The organism is Marisediminitalea aggregata, from assembly GCF_900129565.1.
In the GTDB taxonomy this organism is placed as follows: domain Bacteria; phylum Pseudomonadota; class Gammaproteobacteria; order Enterobacterales; family Alteromonadaceae; genus Alteromonas; species Alteromonas aggregata.
Genome location: NZ_FQWD01000001.1, coordinates 318026 through 337277, shown reverse-complemented (window position 1 = coordinate 337277; position 19252 = coordinate 318026). Strand labels below are relative to the sequence as shown.

9 protein-coding genes are annotated in these 19252 nt (G+C 49.7%); 4 read left to right on the top strand and 5 right to left on the bottom strand.

The window, feature by feature from the left end; genetic code table 11:
• Window positions 1-8 precede the first annotated feature (8 nt).
• The 4 genes from BUB81_RS01395 to BUB81_RS01380 form a co-directional block, all read right to left on the bottom strand.
• A complete protein-coding gene (locus tag BUB81_RS01395; RefSeq protein WP_073317113.1) occupies window positions 9-1274 on the bottom strand; it encodes a DUF3526 domain-containing protein in 1266 nt (421 codons plus the stop codon).
• The gene (locus BUB81_RS01390; RefSeq protein WP_073317110.1) at window positions 1271-2704 is read right to left on the bottom strand and encodes an ABC transporter permease; all 1434 of its coding nucleotides are present in this window, start codon (window positions 2702-2704) and stop codon (window positions 1271-1273) included. The genes BUB81_RS01395 and BUB81_RS01390 overlap by 4 nt, the downstream gene beginning before the upstream one ends.
• Complete coding sequence (locus tag BUB81_RS01385; protein ID WP_073317107.1) at window positions 2701-3423, bottom strand: ABC transporter ATP-binding protein; 723 nt, start codon at window positions 3421-3423, stop codon at window positions 2701-2703. Before BUB81_RS01385 ends, BUB81_RS01390 begins: the two co-directional genes overlap by 4 nt.
• 212 nt (window positions 3424-3635) lie before the next feature.
• Window positions 3636-4721, bottom strand: a complete 1086-nt coding sequence (locus tag BUB81_RS01380) for an MFS transporter (protein WP_342742590.1) — start codon at window positions 4719-4721, stop codon at window positions 3636-3638.
• A 221-nt stretch (window positions 4722-4942) separates the two neighbouring features.
• Between BUB81_RS01380 and BUB81_RS01375 the strand changes: the two genes are divergently transcribed.
• From BUB81_RS01375 to BUB81_RS01360, 4 genes are all read left to right on the top strand, one after another.
• Window positions 4943-5710, top strand: a complete 768-nt coding sequence (locus BUB81_RS01375) for a DeoR/GlpR family DNA-binding transcription regulator (protein ID WP_073317100.1) — start codon at window positions 4943-4945, stop codon at window positions 5708-5710.
• Window positions 5711-5869: 159 nt separating this feature from the next.
• Entirely contained in the window at window positions 5870-7138 is a 1269-nt protein-coding gene (locus BUB81_RS01370) for a pectate lyase family protein (protein ID WP_073317097.1), read from the top strand.
• 285 nt (window positions 7139-7423) lie between these two features.
• Window positions 7424-10414 (top strand): TonB-dependent receptor, encoded by a 2991-nt coding sequence (locus BUB81_RS01365; RefSeq protein WP_073317094.1) that lies wholly within the window; start codon window positions 7424-7426, stop codon window positions 10412-10414.
• 121 nt (window positions 10415-10535) lie between these two features.
• On the top strand, window positions 10536-16703 hold the full coding sequence (locus BUB81_RS01360; RefSeq protein WP_073317091.1) for a pectinesterase family protein: 6168 nt from the start codon (window positions 10536-10538) through the stop codon (window positions 16701-16703).
• Between the two features lie 768 nt (window positions 16704-17471).
• On the opposite strand, the gene BUB81_RS01355 is transcribed toward BUB81_RS01360, so the two are convergent.
• Entirely contained in the window at window positions 17472-19241 is a 1770-nt protein-coding gene (locus BUB81_RS01355) for an SLC13 family permease (protein WP_084526106.1), read from the bottom strand.
• Window positions 19242-19252 lie beyond the last annotated feature (11 nt).

Below are 19252 nucleotides of genomic sequence, written 5' to 3'. Positions count from 1 at the left end.
TTTCCAGGTTAACGTTCTGTATTTTTATAAGGGGTGAAAACAGGGCGGTCTGCCAGCGACGCTTCGCTATACGGCGTACCATTAAATAAAAACGGGTAGTAGAACTGGCGCAATTCAGCGTGAAATGCCCTGACTTGTTGTTCGTAGTGCCAGGCCGCCGGTGCATCGGTGTGTGCCCAGTGCGTTAAAGCTCGCTTTAATAAGGTGGCTGGTGAAAGCAACGCAATATAGCCCGCCGCACGGTAGCGATCTTCTGCGGTTTGCTGATAAGCAATGGCCAGGGGCAGGGCTTTTTCGTCGCCAACTTGCTGAAACGCGAAGTACCATTTCCATTCGAATAAACTGGTGGTTTGGGTTTTGCCTTGCCACTGTGGATGCGTTTCAAGAAACGCGTCCATAGTGACCTGATGTGGCAGATCCCACGCATCGTTTACTGCTTCCCGCTGGGTCATCAGAATGTTACCCCCTTCTGGGCCGTGATAAGCCTCTTCAATAACGACATCGCCCACCGCAGGAATAATAAATGTGGTGAGTAGCCAACCGCCTAATAGGAGTGAGGCCAGCACCGGAGCAGGGAATGCAAGCCGGGCAACCAGGTAGCAAATGACTGACCAAAAAAGCAGATAAACCAACACGATGGCGCTGATCATGAAGACATCGACGATGCCTACGCCATTCACAGCGCAGCCCAACAAAAACGGTACTATTAGGGCAAGCCAGAGTGCGACCATAAGAATTGCGGTACGCAAAGGCCACAGGCTGTTACGGGTTCTGGCCGTGACCACCAGGAAGTCATGACGGCCAGCAGCGCGCTCAGATGCTCTGAGATCGTGTAACAACAAGATAAGTAGCAGCGGCGAAAATACAGCAATCACAAACGTGAAGTCTATTTTGCCTGCCAGTGCGAGCTCAGGGTTCGGTGTGTCAGACTCGTGGATCTGCCCTTCCAGAGCCAGCATCCTTACCCTGTGCTTCCACGGGTAAATATCACGTACTCCCAGTGCCGCAAATGCCAGCGGTGATGGCGGCGCATAGGTTAAATGAAATGTGTAGTAGGCAATGTAACCATAATCGTGATGTTTATGGGTGACCTCTTCACGGTCGACGCTGTCCCCAACCAGTAAACGCTCTATGGTTTGGTGCTGCTGGGCAACGTCCACCGAGCCTGTCCACACTGAAAACGAAGCCAGGAGGAAACCTGCAAGTAGCAGCAGGGCTATACTTTTTTTGCGCAGCAAAAACACCGTTTCGCGACGGACATCCAGAAAATTCATACTCGTCTACCTGCATAAAAAATGACGCCGAATACCACAGCAAGCGATATGACAAGTTGTGTCATAGCCAGCAAACTGTTGGCAAACCGCTGAGTTGGTGGTAGCGGGGTAAAGTGAAAATCGTTCAGTATTTGCCAGTTGTCGGCACTCACCGTCGCGGCTTTTTTGGCCGCCTGGCTTTTATATTTATTGGCATCCTGCTCAAGCGTCATACCTTCGGCGTGAAGCTTGTTTAACGATTGAACGAAGTCAAAGCGCACGTTCTCTGCTTCGCGCAGGAAGCGATGGTAGTTTTCCAGGTCGGTACCAGCCAGCTTCATGGAAGCGTTTTGAATCGCAATCATGGGGGAGAGCCATCCAAACTGCCTCGCAATAGCAGCCTGGTCTGCCTGTTGAGTCATTTGCTGTTCAGCGAAGTCGTTGAGTACCTTGGTTAAATCGGCCTCCGATTGTTGCGCAACAATCCCTCTGAAATTAATGGGCAGTGCCTCAACGCTGTCGACCTTGTATTTGGCCAGCAGGTTGTCTTTTAATGCCTTAAAAGCCGGATCGTTAGCATTGTGTCCGTCGCCCATTTCCCGGAGTTGTTTCAACACGGCGAAATCGGTTTCAAGCTTGCCGGGAGAATGGACTAGTACACCGGCGGTGTTGCTGGCGATTCGGGGCACAATAAGACAAAGTGCAATCCATACAACGACGAGACTGCCGAAACTGCTGCTGTTAGAGCTGGCAAGCGTAGAGACCAGCAACACAATGCCAATCCAGACCGCCATATATATAACGTAGCTCGCCAAAAACGCCAGAGCGGGTACTACAGCTGCGCCATCCAGTAAAGTCAGACAGACGCCAAGGAACAACGGAAGGAGTATCAGCATGCCAGCCCCGGCTAACGCAATACCTTTACCGGCTAACATAACGAAAGGTGAAACGCCCTGGACTTTAAGAAACTCCAAGGTGCCGGCTTCCCGTTCACGGGTCATAACACCAAAGCCTATGACTATCATCAACAACGGGGTTAATACCTGCATAACGAACGCGGGCGTGAGCTTAGCCAGCCAGGTTAAGCCACTGGCCTGTTTTCGATCCGCGAACGTGGCACCATTCTGACGATGCCCTTCCAGAAAAATCGCATTGCCGGTAAAGGCATCTATGCCGGGGTCCAACGAGCCCAGCGGCGGCGGTGAGCGGAACAGATAGTGCCCGTAATGCACCATTCTGTGTGGGTGACGGTCGGGCTGTGCTTCAAAAACGGCTTCTGATTCGGCTTGCTGATGCTGGCGTTGGTCAATGGAGTGACTTACCGAAGTATGGGTTACCCACACTGAGGCAATTGCCAGCAAAAAGGCCAGAATGACGACAGACTGTGCCAGACGGGAACGTTGCCAGTAACGCCATTCGTCACGGGCAACAGTGAGCACTGTGTTACTCATGCCTCGCTCCCTTGGGAAAACGCTTTGTGCACAACCTCGGAGTCAATATTGCCTTCGGCGGGAGCGTCGAACATGCCCACGAGTTCGCCATCGCGAAGTAGGCCAATACGGTTGGCAACATGACAAGCGCCGTAAACATCATGCGTCACCATAAGGATGGTCGCGCCCTGGCTAGCCAACTGATTAATCAGCCGGTTAAATTCATCGATGGCGACCGGATCCAAACCTGACGTGGGCTCGTCCAGAAATAGAATTGGTGCGTCCCGCAACAGCGCGAGCGCAATGGCTGTTTTTTGTCGCATGCCTTTTGAGTAGCCACTTAGTGGCTGATGCCACGACGACGATTGCAGTGCAACACGCTTAAGCGAAACAGCGATGTCTTCATCGCTTTTTTGCTTACCGGAAAGTGACAAAAAGTAACGGATATTTTCTATGGCAGTCAGGTGGCCGTAGAGCATTACCGACTCAGGTAAATAAGCGACCTGCTTACGCACTACATCCGGATTGGTTGGCACACTGACACCTACCAGAGAAACGTCCCCTGATGTGGGCTTCATTAGTCCCAAAAACGTTTTGATGGTCGTAGATTTACCTGCACCATTACCGCCCAATAGCGCCAGCACTTCGCCTTTAAGGACCTGGAAAGAAATGTTTTTAAGGATTTGTTTGGACTGAACATCAACGGATAAATTCGTTGCCTGAATAACAACGTCGGACATGTTTGCGTAATACCTGATTGTTTGTGTTATGTTATACTATAACAATATTGGTGCACATTGCTAGCTCGTTGTGGTTTTTCAGAATGACAAAAAAGTCGTGGGTGAGTTGATAAAGTCAGATTGTGTGCGAAATAGTGTGCGCTATTTCCCAGTCATTGTTTGCAGTGAGCCGCTTACTATACGGCTCGGGGTAATCGTTGTCAGTGTTGCTATTACACGCGAATTTTCAGGCTAACCAGTAACGCGATAATCATCAGGCCTACAACAGCGTGCAGAGATACAGGCAAGCTTGACACTTCTGCGCCAAAGCCAACCAGCGCAGGCCCAGCGAGCACACCGGCATAGCCTAATGTCGATACCGCTGTTACAGCCATCGATTCAGGCATAACATCCTGCTTGCCGGTCGCAGAAAACATAATAGGAACAATATTGGCGCAGCCAAAGCCAATCAATGCGTAACCGAAAAGCGCCAGCTGCCACATGTCTGTATGCAAGGTAATCAGAAATCCAGAGATAGCTGTCAGCGCCCCCGCGTTAATGACCTTTCTCGGACCCAGCGACGACACAATACTGTCTCCAGTCAAACGGCCTATTGTCATGGCTATCGAGAAACTGGCTACACCTAAACCGGCTTTCGACGTGTCTACATGCAGAAACTCAGCGAGGTAAATACCGCTCCAGTCCAATACCGTGCCTTCCGACAAGAACAGAATGCTGCAGACTACGCCAATCAGCACCACGACACTGCGGGGCATAATGATCAGCGGGCCAGATGTGCCTTGTGCATTACGTAGCAACCCACTTTGACTGTATAGCAATAATCCGAACACCAATGCCGAGGTAACAAGACAAGCTGTAAGTACCGGCACATCCATTGATAACTGCACAGTCATCACCAAGGCGCCAACCATTCCACCCAGACTATAAAATCCGTGAAACCCTGACATCAACGGTTTGTCTGACGCTTTTTCAACGACAACGGCTTGTAAATTCATTGCACAGTCTGTGAGCCCGATACTCATCCCAAACAGAAACAACACAAACGCTAAGGCTGGCACAGTCGTCATCAGTGGAATGAGAATAAACAGCAGTGCGAAGCTAATTACTGAGGTTATCAGAATTGGCTTACAACCAAATCGGTCTGAGCACACACCGGCCAACGGCATGCCTGCTAAAGCGCCTGCACCCAGGCATAGCAATAACCCACCAATCACGCCGTCGCTGATTTGCACGTTGTATTTAACGAAAGGAATGATTGAAGCCCATGCAGCAGTGATCATTCCCGCACTTAAAAACATGACGCGTGTGGCAGAGCGTGTTTTGGGGGTGTTATTTGAGACCGTATTGTCCATCAGGCACTGAACTTATTGTCAAAATTGTTATGGTAAACGATATCATAACGGTTATTTTTGCTTAAATAAACAAAAGCAGACAAAAATAAAAACAAATGAACATTTCATATTAGCTCGTGTAATATAGTGATTCACAATAATCCATAAAACACGAAAAGGCGTTGAGTGTGGAGAAGTATTCGCCCGAAGAAAGGCATCAATACATTATTGAGCAACTGCGAACCCAGAACAAAGTCATGGCCTCTGAGTTAGCGGAGTGTCTGGGCACAACCGAAGCGACCATTCGTCGCGATCTCAGGCATTTGGCTGAGCAAGGCTTCTGTAAACGCATTCACGGTGGGGCCATGTCCTATGCGCCACCGTCGGGGACTCAGCAGGAACGGTTACAGCGCAATAGCGATGAAAAACAGCAGCTCGCGACTAAAGCACTGTCTTTGATAAAAGAGAACCAACTGATTTTTCTTGATGCCTCGAGCACCAATTTGATTCTGGCTGGCATGTTACCCACTGATAAACAGCTTACTGTGGTGACCAATAGTCCGTTAATTGCTTTGCGTCTGCTGGAACAAAAGTCGATTCATACCATTCAAATTGGCGGAGAGCTGGACCCTATGGTCGGCGGCGCTGTCGATAACGTGGCTATTCAGTCGCTTAAACGCTTTCACTTTGACCTGTGTTTTCTGGGAATTTGTGCCTGGTCATCCAAGGACGGATTTTGTGCTAATCATTATCAGGACGCTGAATTTAAACAGGTGGTTGCGTCGCGCTCAAGCGAGTCAGTTGTACTCGCTACCCAAGACAAAATTGAAATATTCGGGCGTTATCCGTTTCTGGCATCTGCCGAACTGGGGTATTTGGTTTGCAGCGTGTATAACGCCGCATTGCGGGCGGTGTTTGAGGACGTACCCTGCCGGATCATCCCAACACAATACTAACCCTTCTCCAATAAATGCTGTTAAATTGTGAAAATGGTTAGCAGGTTGTAAAAACAATCATCATGGTGTATTTTTGATTGTAATGCTACCGGTGGCATAAATAATAATTTTACAATTAGTCTGCCGGTTTACGATGCAAATATTGGTAAGGTGGTTCATATGGCTAAGCCGGTCTCGTTTATTATTGCGTTTTTTTGTGGGCTACTTTTCTACTCCCAGGCGCATGGTGCAAGTCTCGAAAAAGCCTTTGAGGGTGCTGTTGGCTTTGGCCAATACACGCAAGGCGGGCGAGGTGGCATAACCTATGTTGTTACGTCGCTGGACGACAACCCTGAACATCCGGAGCCAGGTACACTACGCCATGCGGTAAAGCAGAAAGGTGCGCGCATTGTTGAGTTTGCTGTGTCGGGTGTGATTCATCTGAAGGATGTGCTGGAAATCACCCGGGACCACATCACAATTAACGGACAGACATCACCCTACGGGATTGTTATTGCCGGCGCTCAAACATCCATTAAAGCCAATCAGGTCATCATCCGTTATTTGCGCTTCAGACCTGGTGTTAAACAAGGCGAGGGCGATGCGCTGAATGCGCGCGGCAGACAGGACATCATTATCGATCATTGCTCTTTAAGTTGGGCAAATGACGAAGTAGCATCTTTTTATAATAATCAGCGATTTACCCTGCAAAACTCGATTATTTCTGAAAGCCTGAAGGAAGCCGGCCACCACAAAGGCAGTCATGGCTATGGTGGCATCTGGGGAGGTGCTAAAGCGAGCTTTATCCGCAATGTAATTGTTCATCACGACAGTCGAAACCCGCGCATTAATGGCTACAGGCTAAAGCCGCCGTACCCGCAATCTGAAACGCTGGTGGATATCCGCAATAACGTCTTTTACAACTGGGGCGACAACAGTGGTTATGGAGCAGAAGGCGGAAAATTCAACCTTATCAATAACTTTTACAAGCCAGGTCCGGCATCGGAGGCCAAACATTTTTTCCAATTCTGGGCAAAGCCCGAATTACCTGGCACCCAGGCGTTTATCGCAGGTAATGAAATAGACGGAAGACCTGATGCCACAGAGAATAATCGCTTGGGCTTGTCGGTGAAAAACCAGAAAAAACTGTCTGCCGAAGCGGTTGAAGCCGTGTATGCCTCAACCCTCGTAAATATACCTTTTGAACAGCCAGATAGCACTACGCTATCGCCTAAAGAGGCCTATGATTTGTTGATAATCAAAGGCGACGTAGGGGCTAACAGGAATGCCGGGGGCGAATTCCAGGACTCTGTCGATACACGTTTGTTAAGTGAGATTCGACGGGGTGAACCGACGTTTGGGAATGGTTTAATCAATACTGAGCTCACTGTACTGAGTGCCGGCGGTTGGGCAGATTATGCCAAGGAGTTTAGCGCTGGGGCACAATAATACGCTGATTACTCTGTTTAGCCGTTCAATCTCTGCAGAGTAACCGCAGCTACTTCATTTCTACGCTAATTCGCGAGCGTTTACCCTATCTTGTTCTACTGTTATGTTTTCTTTCCCCGCCAGTGTTATTTCTGTTAATAAAATGTTGATCTCGTGTTGGAATGGCGATATATTGCCACCGGTGGCACTGGTTTGGTGTGTTATACCTGTTGTACGTGCCATTAGAAAAAATTATATCGCCACTCATCAACACCAGCCCTGAGGCTCGTGTCTGGAGAAAGGATCATGAGAACATTTAAGTTAAACGCGGTAATGGCCTGTCTGGCATTCAGTTTGCCCGTTTACGCACAACAAGTTTCGACGCCAGCCGAACAAGAAAAAGCCAATGCCACTGCGCAACAACCAGCGCAAACCGATGCTGAAGCTCAACAAGCACAACAGAACAACGAGCAGCAGGATCTGGAAATTATTCAGGTTAAAGGTGTAAAAACAGCAGATCTGAAAGCCCGTGATTTGGAACGTATGAAGGATGGATTCAGCTCGGTGATTTCTACCGATGAATTGGGTAACTTTGTAGACCAGAACGTGGCAGAGTCTCTGCGTCGCCTGCCTGGCGTAACATTACAGCGAAGCGAAGGTGAAGGTAAGTTTGTAGCCGTGCGCGGGTTAGGCCCAAGCTTCGTTACCGTCAACATGAACGGTGCAGAAATGGCCGGCGCGGGTGAAGACCGGGCGGTCAGTCTGGATGCATTACCTGCAGATTTGCTGGGTACTATTGAAGTACTGAAGTCGTTAACACCCGATCAGAACCTCAATTCAATTGGTGGTACCGTTAACGTTAAAGCCATTTCGGCCTTTGACCGTGGTAAGGAAACGCTCAACCTGAAAATTCAGGATGCGTACAATGAGTTACGCGAGTCTCATTCTCCTCGTTTCAGCCTGAACGGGACTGAACTTCTGATGGGTGACAAAATTGGTATCGGCTACGCGTTCTCTTATGAAGACCGAGAAACGTTGATCGACGAAACTCGCCACCACAGCACTAACGAAATGAAATTCTATCGTGCGGACTTTCCACTAACCGACGAAGATATTGCAGCGGATAACCTTGGTCCGGAAATTCTGGGGCCTGCGCAACTTGAAATGCGCCGTGAAATTGCTGACCGTACCCGTACCGCAGGTGCATTGAACGTAGAATACAAGCCTTCAGATGATGCCTATTACTATGTAAAAGGCACCTATACGAAATACGAAGATGGTGACTTTGCACTGCGTGAGTTCTACGACTTCCAGGATGCGGGTTCATTTGGCAACGACGAAATCATTTACGTAAACGATCAGACAAAGGAATTTATTCTGTCTGACATCGATGTATTCCATCAGCACTTTATTCAGGAAAGTACCAACGAAACCACCACGTTCAGCGTGGGTGGAAGAAATACGTTCGATAAAACCTGGATCCTGGATTATGAATACGCGCGCTCAAAGTCTGAGGAAGACTCGCGAGGCGACCGCCGTGTGCAATTCCGTGAGCGGGATTTGATAGTTTATGGCCAGGGCTTGCGCAATACCATTAACGCGCGAGTAATGAGTCCTGAAGAAGCGGCTGCTTTCGCAGGACTGGACTACACCGACGACATGTTTGGTAGCTCAGGTCGAGGTGATGCCAGCGATCTAAGTAGCTTCGCCTTTGACAACCTGTTCCTTGAAGGCGGCGTACGCACTGATGATTTGGAAAGCTTCCAGTTCAATTTGCGCAAAGACGTGTACAGCGATTACATCAACTATGTCAAAGTAGGTGGCTTGTTCACGCAGCGATTCCACGAGCGCGACAAAAACCGTTGGAGCTTTGACCCATCAGCAGACGATTGTAATGACGATCAAGCGTGTATCGATGTGGTGAATTCCAGCCTGGCTGATTACCCCAGTGCCATTCCGGCTAACAGCGATTTCCAGTACCCGTTTGAGAGTGCTGCCACGGTAGATGCCATGGTAGATGTCACTCGTCAAACAGTGGAGAGCGCAACCAATGGTGAAGAGTCGATTGAAAGTACTAAAGGCGACTACACCATAAATGAAGACACCAAAGCGCTGTACGCCATGACCGAAATTCCATTGGGAATGGACGCCACATTGATTACCGGTGTGCGCTGGGTAGAAACCGAGTTTGCATCCACGGGTTTTATGTCGTTGGAAAACGATGACTTTGAGTTCAATGGTGCAGGGAACGGTAGCCTGGATATTGCAATTCCACTGCCAGAGGCTTCCATTAAATACAGTGAATTCTTCCCTAGTGCCCATATTCGCTATGAGCCTACTGAAAATATTCTGGTTCGTGGTGCAGTGTGGACCAGTTTCACTCGCCCATCGTTCAAGCAGGCGCGTGGCTATGCGACCTTCGATAGCGATATCGAACTTTGCCCACCGGCCAGTGATAATTGCGATGATTCACAAGGTGGCGCAAGCATCCGTCAGCTACAGGACTACATTCTTGCATCAGACAACGCGCTTGATGTGGGTAACCCTAACCTGACTGCCATGACGTCAATTAACTACGATGCGTCATTGAGCTGGTACGCCAGTGAAGACCTGTTTATGGAAATTGGCCTGTTCTACAAAGACATTGAAAACTTCATTGTTGATGTAAACGGTATTTCCATGTCGCTGGCTGACCTGCCAGTGCGCCTGCCGGTGAATCAGGTGACTGAATTCGTTATTCCACAGGACCTGGTAATGGACGAAATCAACATCACACTGAACGGCGACAAAGCCAAAGTGTATGGTGTTGAACTGAGCTACAACCAGTACTTTGAAAACGGCTTCTTTATTCAGTCGAATGCCACATTCCTGGATAGTGATGCGCGCTTAGACGGCACAGTACGTCAAGGCTCTGTGCCACTGCCTGATCAGGCTGACCAAACCTTTAACCTGACGCTGGGTTGGGAAAACGAAGTATTCTCGGCACGTTTAATTACCAACTACCGTTCCGACATTCTGGAACAAATTGGTTCGTGCCCGGTATCTGCAGATTTGGCTGACGCCAAGGCGTGTAAAGTCTGGGGAGACCAGTATCAGGCCGGTTATACCAGCGTAGACATGAAGCTGAAATACGATGTTAGTGAAAACGTACAGTTGTATTTCGATGCACTCAACCTGACGTCTGCCGAAGATTTACGCTACTTCGAGGGTAACGAATACAGCGGTGGCAACATCCTGTATCAGAAGGAAGTATACGGCCAGACCTATCAGCTGGGTGCCACGATCAAGTTCTATTAATGCAGGGATTGAGGCATTGCCTCAGAACAATTAATCGAATCGGGAACGTGGCACAGAATATCGGGTAACTGAGGTTCCCCGCTAGCTGCACTCCCGCTCTATCATCCTTGGGAGGGTGAACATGAAAAAGCTCAATCGCATAGCCGCCATTATGAGCGGCGCCGTGCTGGTGACCGGCTGCGGATTTGAACAAACCATAAATGTAAAAGAAGAGCCCGCGCCTGCACTGACCGGTCAGTTTGTCGATGCGCCGGTAGGTGGCATTAGCTACAGCTCAGAGTCTTTCCCCGACGGTACAACCAATGACAACGGGGAGTTTTCCTATTTCCGTGGAGACCAAATCACGTTTCATATCGGTGATTTCGCGTTTCCGAGCGCGCCGGCTTCAAGCTTGTTAACGCCGCTAGCGCTGTTTAAAACCGATAACCCATTCAACCCTGCGGTAGTAAATACGCTGCGTTTATTGCAGGCGCTGGACACCGATGCTGATCCGAGTAACGGCATCAGTATCTCTGCCAATGCAGCGGCGGCCGCACAAATGACCCTGGCCGACGGTGAAACGATAGAAACCTTCTTTGCCCAGGACCCGGACGACTTCGCAGCTGATGTTGAGCCTTGGCTGGCAACGGCAGGCGGTAGTGCGAACCTGGTGGGTTACGACGAAGCGGTTGAACACTTCGTCGATTATCTTGAAAGCGAATACGGTACCCTGCTTACCAATGCAATCAATGTAGAGTTGATCACAGGTACACTGTACAACACCTTTATTCGCGGCAGCAGTGCCGTAAAAAACAGCATTAATTTCCTGCCTGATGATGCCACTGGCATGACAGGTACGTTCACCATGGTGGAAGGCGAGTCAACAGTAACCGGTACTTACGGCTATGCGTTTGGTCGTCGTGCATTGGTGTTGACCACAGAAACCAGTACCCATTATTTGGTATCCCGCTCGTTTAACACCGTAAATCAGGTGTACAGCCTTTGCTGGTTCGACAATCCTACGCAAGCGGTAACCAGTTTGGTTCGTATGTGTGATGCCGATGAAGATACAAAAGACAACCTGCTGGTACTGACCGAAGAGCAGGCCGACCTGGAACTGATTGCGCTTGAAGAAGCGGCATCAGCCATTGAGCCTGCGCTGGCAGAGAGTTTCGATACCGATATCACCACCTTCTTTTCGTCGGGCTACAAACGCCTGACAGAAGATGAAAATGCAGGTGCGATGTATTTCAAAACCGGTGGAAGCCCGATCATTGACCCGGATCTTGGGCAATTAACCCTGGCGGGTGCGCGTTTTACCATTGGTAACGCCGCTGCCAGCCCGAGTACTGAAACAGCTGATTCAGATACAGTGGGCACCGGTATCTTCAATATTAGTCAGGGCTTTACCATTAGCTTTGACGTTGTTGATCACAATGGCTCAGGTAGCATGAACATCTACGTAGATAACAACACTACCAGCCAAAGCAAATCTATCCACGGTGCTGCCAGTAAGTTTATTGGCATGAGCATCAGTGAAGAGAACTTCCCGATTGGTCAGCGCTTTACTTATACCTATGTACCGGGTACCGACGTTACTGGTCTGCCAGTGGACGATCCGGACGCGCGTATTTTAAACCCTGATGTAACCAACTCGTTCTTCCAGCTTCGTACCGACAGCTCAGGTAGCATTACCATCGACAACCTGACTATTGAAACGGTTGCTGATGCGGTAGATGTGCCACAAGAACCTGAAGAGCCGGAGGAACCGGAAGAGCCGGAAACACCTGAACAACCCGTAATTCCACAGGTTGACCTGCCACTGGTTTACGACTTTGTGGGTGTAACTGAAGACATTTTCTCAGACGCTTTTGCCAGCCTGGTAAACAGTGCCGGTGAAACGCTGCCCATGTACACGCGCACCGGTGGTTCAGTCACCGTTGTCAGTGAAGGTCTGCAAATTGATTCTGGCCGCTTTACCATTGGTAACTCAACGCCAGACGTAGATACGTCAGGTGATGATGTCACTAACTCGGGTGTGCTGGATCTAAGCCGCCCTTATAAAGTCGTCATGGACATTGTATCGGTAAGCGACCCGGATGGTGACAACAACTTCCAGATTTATGTGGATAACAACACCAGTAGCAGCAGTAAATCTATACTCGGCGGTGCATCGAAATTCTACAGTGAACTGATCAATACCCTTACGCCAGGCACCACGCTGGAAGTGGAAGGCCCTATTGCCTCGGAAAATTCCTTCCTGCAACTTCGCACAGAAAGCGGCGGTACCGTAGTCATCAACAATCTGCGCATTGAATATCTTGACGATACCAGTGTGTTCTCGTGTGACGACCAGCCCGAGCTGTATTTCTGCGATGATTTCGCCAGCGGTACAACCGACAACTGGGAATTACTGGCGCAACCAGACAACGCAGAAGGCGCGGTAGGTAGCTTCGACGTCTTTAACGACAACGGTAACAAAATGCTGCGTTATACCGCAGGCAGTGCCGGCGGCGAAATCCTGCAGTTAACCGAAGCGGCCATGGCGCAAATTCCGGATACTGCAGATTACTTTGTAGAAGCACGTATTCGACCTCGTCAAAACAGCACCACTGCCAATAAGCAGCTTTACTTCACTGCCCGCTACGACAGCGAAGGTAACTGGTATGGCGGCGGTATGAACCTGCAAAACTCGTCCAGCAACACGCGTATTGAGATTGCTATTAGCACCGACGGTTCGATTAACCGCCCAGTGCAGGCAAAAACACCGTTGTTACTCGGTGAGAAAGACGGTACTGACGGCGTGTGGTACCGCGTGCGCTTCGACCTGGTTGGCGAAACGTTAACAGCGTATCTGGATGGCGAAGAAATGGGATCGGTAACGGACAGCACGTTTACCGCTAAAGGCCTGATCGGTATGTTCACCAACAACCGTTCGTTTGAAATGGACGACTTCAAAGTAGGTGACCCAACCGTTAAACCCGTGCAGTTAACGCTGGACTACAAAGACACCACCTGGGATACCACCACAACCAGTGACCCGCTGTACGTGTATGTCACTGCCGTGAAAAACGATGGTGTCACCGACGACACGTTTACCGTGACATCGTCTAAAGACAGTGTGGTAACGGCGACTGTTGATGGTCCGAACGTGACACTGACACCGGTGGGTGCTGGTAGTGCCACTATCACCTTCACTTCAGGCTCAGACGCGACGCTAACCCGCAGCATCGAGGTCATGGTAACCGAAGGTTTCGTCATGCCGTCGAGCGAGTATGGCGACCTTACCGGTAAGGTATCACCGGCCCTGGCATCAACCAGCGCGTACATTGATGGCAAGCTGATGCTGACCTTCGACAGCGCACCTACGCTGGGCGAAGTAGGCGAAGTGCGCATCTACAATGCGGCTGATGATACGGTTGCAGATGTGATTTCCCTCGGTGGTGAAATTAATGCGCTGGGCTACAGCGGCCAGGATCGCCTGCGTCGGGTGAACTACCGCGCGTTTAGTGTTGAAGGCAATACATTAACGATTGTGCCTCACAACAATGCGCTTGCGTATGACCAAACCTACTACGTCGCTATTGGTGACGGTGTGGTCACCAATACACAACTGAACGGTGTGGACTTTACCGGTATGGGTAAAAACGCAGGCTGGGAATTCTCGACCAAAGAGATTGGTCCGTCAGGCAATGACGTCACGGTCGACGACGACGGTCAGGCTGATTTCCGCACGGTACAAGGCGCACTGAACTACGTAATGGAAAATGTGGCAAAAGATACTGCCGCGACCATTACCGTGAAGTCAGGTATGTATAACGAACTGCTGTATGTTCGCAATAAAAACAACCTGACTATTCAGGGTGAAGACCGCGACGATACCGTTATTTACTACGACAACTACGAGTCGTACAACGGCGGTACAGGTGGCAGCGAACCACTGGGCACAGGGACTCCGAACGGCGGCCGCAGTGTGTTCCTGGTAGAAAGTGCTGACATGCTGGTGCTGAATAACTTCACACTGAAAAACAGCCATACGCGTAACAGTGTGGATTCAAACCAGGCGGAAACGATCTACTTCAACAGTAGTCACCGCTTAGTGGCCAACAACATGAACTTCATGAGTGAGCAGGATACCCTGCTGCTGAAAGGCTACAGCTGGTTCTACAACACGCTGGTGGCGGGTAACGTCGACTTCATCTGGGGTTATGCAAATGCAGCCTTGTTTGAAGACAGTGAAATCCGCACTATCGGTGATTCCAAGTACGGGGCAGATGCGACATCGCCAGGTGGCTATGTGCTGCAGGCGCGTGTACAGAACGAATCTGACAAAGGCTTTGTATTCCTGAACAGCGACTTTACCCATGGCCCTGGTCCCTTGGGTACGACAGTTGAAGCGGGTTCAACCTATATCGCACGTAGTGGTGGCAACAGCAACTACTTCGACAATATCACGTTGATCAACAATACCTTTGGTGAGCATATTGCGACGGTAGGCTGGGCCTACGATGGCATCAATGGTCAGCCTCAGCCTAACCCGGATCCGGCTACGGCCACAGCGGGCTGGCGTGAATACGGTAGTACAGACGCACAGGGTAACGCGCTGGATCTGAGTGCTCGCGTAGGTGGTTACGCGCTAACTGAAAGTGAAGCCGCGGATTACAGCTCACGTGCAAGTGTGTTCGCAGGCTACAACGACGGTGCAGGTTGGGATCCTCAACCGCTGGATGCCCCTGTGATTGTTGAAACCGAAATCGACAAAGGCTTTGCAGGTTACAACTTTGATATTACCGGCGGTGCAGGTGGTATGGTTGTAACTGTGGATACCGGCGCGAAATTAACGGCTGCGCTTGAGCAAGCCAAAGACGCGAATTCACCGATTATTATCTATGTCGACGGTGTGATCACCGACGCCAATAACGATGGCAGCGGTCGTTCCATTGAAATTAAAGACATGGACAATGTGTCAATCATAGGTGTGGCTGACCGAGGTGAGTTCGACGGTATCGGTATCTCGATTCGCCGTGCCAACAACATTATTGTGCAGAACCTGAAGATCCATCACGTATTGACGGGGGCGAAGGATGCCATTTCTATTGAAGGCGATGACGATGGCTCGACGACCAGCAATATCTGGATTGATCACAACGAGTTGTACAGCACGCTGGACGTAGACAAAGACTACTATGATGGCTTGATTGACTCTAAGTCGGGTGCCAAAAACATTACGATTTCGTATAACTACCTGCACGATCACTGGAAAGCGTCGCTGCATGGTCATACCGAGTCAGATACGGCCAGTGACAATACAGATCGTCTGATAACGTTCCACCACAACCGTTTTGAGAACATCGAGTCGCGCTTACCGCTGTTTCGCTACGGTCATGGCCATCTGTATAACAACTACTACAACAACATCAATTCAACGGCGATTAACTCGCGTATTGGTGCAGAGCTGCAAATCGAGAACAACGTGTTTGAAAACACCCAGAACCCGATTGTGTCGTTCTACTCTGATGTGATTGGTTACTGGAATACCTCGGGCAACCTGTTTGGTACCGGTGTCACCTGGACCACCCCATCGGGTACCGATGTGGTAGCGGGTCCGGACCAAACGCCAACCAGCAGTTATGAAGTGCCTTACGATTACAACCTGGATGACACCAGCATTGTGAAAAGCAAGGTCATCAACCACGCTGGCGTAGGCAAAATAGACCAATCCGGGCTTGATATCCCTGCGATAACAGACGGTGGAAGCGATGGTGGTTCTGGTACGGGTGAAGCAACGGATGTCACGCTGCCATACAGTGAGGACTTCAGTGCTGCCGATGCCAGTGCCTTCTTCAGCGCCGACTATAAGTCGATGCCGGATGACAGTGCAGCGCCGTTACACAACATCACAGGTGGTGGCAGTGGTATCACGGTTGCTGGCGGACAAATTACGCTGGACAGTGCGCGTTTCACCATTGGTGATACGCAACCTGGCACAGATACGGCCGATAGCGATACAGCGGGACGTGGTGTGTTCGATTTAAGCCGTCCATACAAGGTGTTGGTTGATATCGTCAGTGTGAGTGACCCGGATGGTGACAATAACTTCCAAATCTATGTGGATAACAATACCAGTAGTAGCAGTAAGTCTATGCATGGCGGTAGCTCGAAGTTCTTCGCCAAGCTAATCGGTGAGCTGACGATTGGTACCCTGGAAGTAGAAGGTCCGGTAGCCACAGCAAACTCGTTCATTCAGTTGCGAACTGAAAGTGGTGGCGTAGTGGTGCTGGATAACTTCAGATTGGAATACCTGGACTAGCGTTTATCCCTAGGGGAGGATGTACAACTTCCCTACTATGAACTCGAAAATCCGCGTACCTGAAAAGGACGCGGATTTTTTATTTTTATAAAAACAGGTATTGGTTACTGGCTCTATCAATGGCACTGATAATCAAAATATGATCCTTTTATAAAATTCATTAGTAATAAAATCAATAACTAACAGTATTTTTGTATACTATTAAAAAATTGTGCTGGCATTTATTACAGTATTGTCATATATTGAATAAGGCAACAAAGCGAAGGAGGATGTATGATGAAAGCACTTAAACGTTTCTTCAAGCGAGCGCATCCGTATACTGTTGCTTATTACCTAGGTAGAAAGAATACTCAGCGAATCTTAGACTGTAAGATCAAAAAGAAATCGAAACTACTGGCAGAGCAACATTAGCTAGTGCTTGAAGAGAAAAGGCTCCATTGTGGAGCCTTTTTGCATTTCAGGGAAAATTTCCTGTCGGCTTTTGTTTTATACCAATCCGCATAGAATATTGCCCTAGCAGAGTGATCCCTGAGGGCGAGTCGAAATCGACTTAGATCACGACGCGGTTACTGAGGCATAGTCATTCTACGTCCAGTAACCGCAACAAAGAGCTAAGTCGATTTGGCCACTCCCTTCGGGCGAGGCTGACAGGCTTTCTACCTTCGTTACATTTGCTTGATTTAGCACCATTAAACCTGTGCCAATAAGCTTCGCCACAAAAAAACCTGTCGGTCTCGCTGATAGGGTAATATTCTATGCGGATTGGTATTACCAAGGAAAGGCAATCGGAATCAGTACATAGCAACACGCAAACACCCACAGCAGCATTGGCGAACCTAGCCGAATAAAATCACTAAAGCGGTACTTTCCTGGCTCGACAATCAAAGTCACGATGGGAGAGGCGATGGGGGTCATAAAGGCAGCCGATGCCGCAAACAACACCGTAATAGCCAATGGGTAGGGCGACACGCCTAATTGTTGCGCAAGGCTAATGGCAATCGGCGCCATCAATACTGCTGATGCGGTGTTAGACAATATATTCGTCATTAATGCGGTGAGAAAAAACACCATTACCAGCACCGTTTGCGCAGAGGCGTTCTCGGCAATACCCAGTAATCCGTCTACAATCATGCCTGTTCCACCGGTTTGCTGTAATGCATCGGCTAGCGGGAGCATGCCCGCCAGTAATACCAGACTTTGCCAGTGAATGGCGCGGTAGGCGTCTGCGGCGTTCAGGCAGCGAGTCACAATAGCGGCAATAGCTGCAAGCAGCACCGAGGCGACTAACGGCAGCCAGTTGAATACAGAGCTGAGTACCATCAGTGTGGTAATGATCAGCGCCGCCGGCATTTTTTGAAATGCTGGTACAACATCCGAGGCTTCGGCCGGCGTTTCCAGTACGACAAAATCGTGGTTTTGCTGCTGTAAGTGCGTAATTCTGGCCCACGGACCGGTCACCAGTAAGCTGTCTGAGGGCTGTAATAGGAGATCCTGAAAATGTTCAATAGACTGACGGTTTCGCCTTACGCCAAATACATCCAACCCATAGCGGTCCCTGAATTGCGCCTCCCGAATCGATTTGCCAATCAGCTTTGAATCCGGATGGATTAATACACTGACTGCGCCGAACTCCCAACTGCGATACTGAGTTTCCAGTTGAGAGGGGTGGAAAACAAATAATTGATTGGCCTGTTTGGCTTCGTCTAATTGCGAGGCAGGTATGGCGACGTGCAGCACATCGTCACTGTGCAGGACGATATCGGGTGACACCCCCGCTTTTAACTCACGCCATCCGCGAACCCGTTGTGATAAATCCAGTACTCTTAATCCGTATCGCTTATAGAGCTCACTTTGTGCAATAGTTTTGCCATGCAGGGGGGAATCCGGGCCAATTTGCAGGTAAATCAGCTCTCTGTCTACCCGATATTCGTCCCACAAGGCTTGTATCGACCGCCGCATAGAAGCGGTATCAGTGGAGTCGGCTTTGGGTAACCAATGTTTACCTACCACAACCATATAGAACATCAATCCGGCTAAAACGACAATACCAATGGCGGAAAAGGAAAAGAACCCCAGTGGCTGAAAGCCCTGATTGCTCAATTCTCCGCTGATAACCAGATTGGGAGGTGTGGCAATGAGCGTTAACATGCCGCTGACCAGCGCAGCATATGACATAGGGAGCAAGAGTTGCCCTGCGCCGCCGTGACTACGCCGCGCGATGCGCATAACAATGGGAATAAAAATTGCGACAACGGCGGTGGAACTCATCACCGCACTCAGCAGCGCGCAGGCAAGCATCAACATGATCAGCAGACGGCTTTGTGAGCCCTGACTATGTTCCCCGATCCAGTCGCCTACGAATCTCGCTACCCCGGTACGGTCGAGCATTTCACCGACTATCAACAGACCTGCGATGAGGATGACGACAGGATTCCCAAAACCTGACAGTGCCGCATTGACGGGCAAAATGCCGGTCATCATTAACGCCAGAATAACGACCACGGCAATCAAATCGTAGCGGACGCGATTCGTCGTCATCAGCAAGGCTG

Bases quoted from the DNA above. Each gene is read 5' to 3' on its own strand.
- BUB81_RS01395 (WP_073317113.1), bottom strand. From the start codon at position 1,274: ATGAATTTTCTGGATGTCCGTCGCGAAACGGTGTTTTTGCTGCGCAAA.
- BUB81_RS01380 (WP_342742590.1), bottom strand. From the start codon at position 4,721: ATGTTTTTAAGTGCGGGAATGATCACTGCTGCATGGGCTTCAATCATT.
- BUB81_RS01360 (WP_073317091.1), top strand. From the start codon at position 10,536: ATGAAAAAGCTCAATCGCATAGCCGCCATTATGAGCGGCGCCGTGCTG.
- BUB81_RS01385 (WP_073317107.1), bottom strand. From the start codon at position 3,423: ATGTCCGACGTTGTTATTCAGGCAACGAATTTATCCGTTGATGTTCAG.
- BUB81_RS01365 (WP_073317094.1), top strand. From the start codon at position 7,424: ATGAGAACATTTAAGTTAAACGCGGTAATGGCCTGTCTGGCATTCAGT.
- BUB81_RS01355 (WP_084526106.1), bottom strand. From the start codon at position 19,241: ATGACGACGAATCGCGTCCGCTACGATTTGATTGCCGTGGTCGTTATT.
- BUB81_RS01370 (WP_073317097.1), top strand. From the start codon at position 5,870: ATGGCTAAGCCGGTCTCGTTTATTATTGCGTTTTTTTGTGGGCTACTT.
- BUB81_RS01390 (WP_073317110.1), bottom strand. From the start codon at position 2,704: ATGAGTAACACAGTGCTCACTGTTGCCCGTGACGAATGGCGTTACTGG.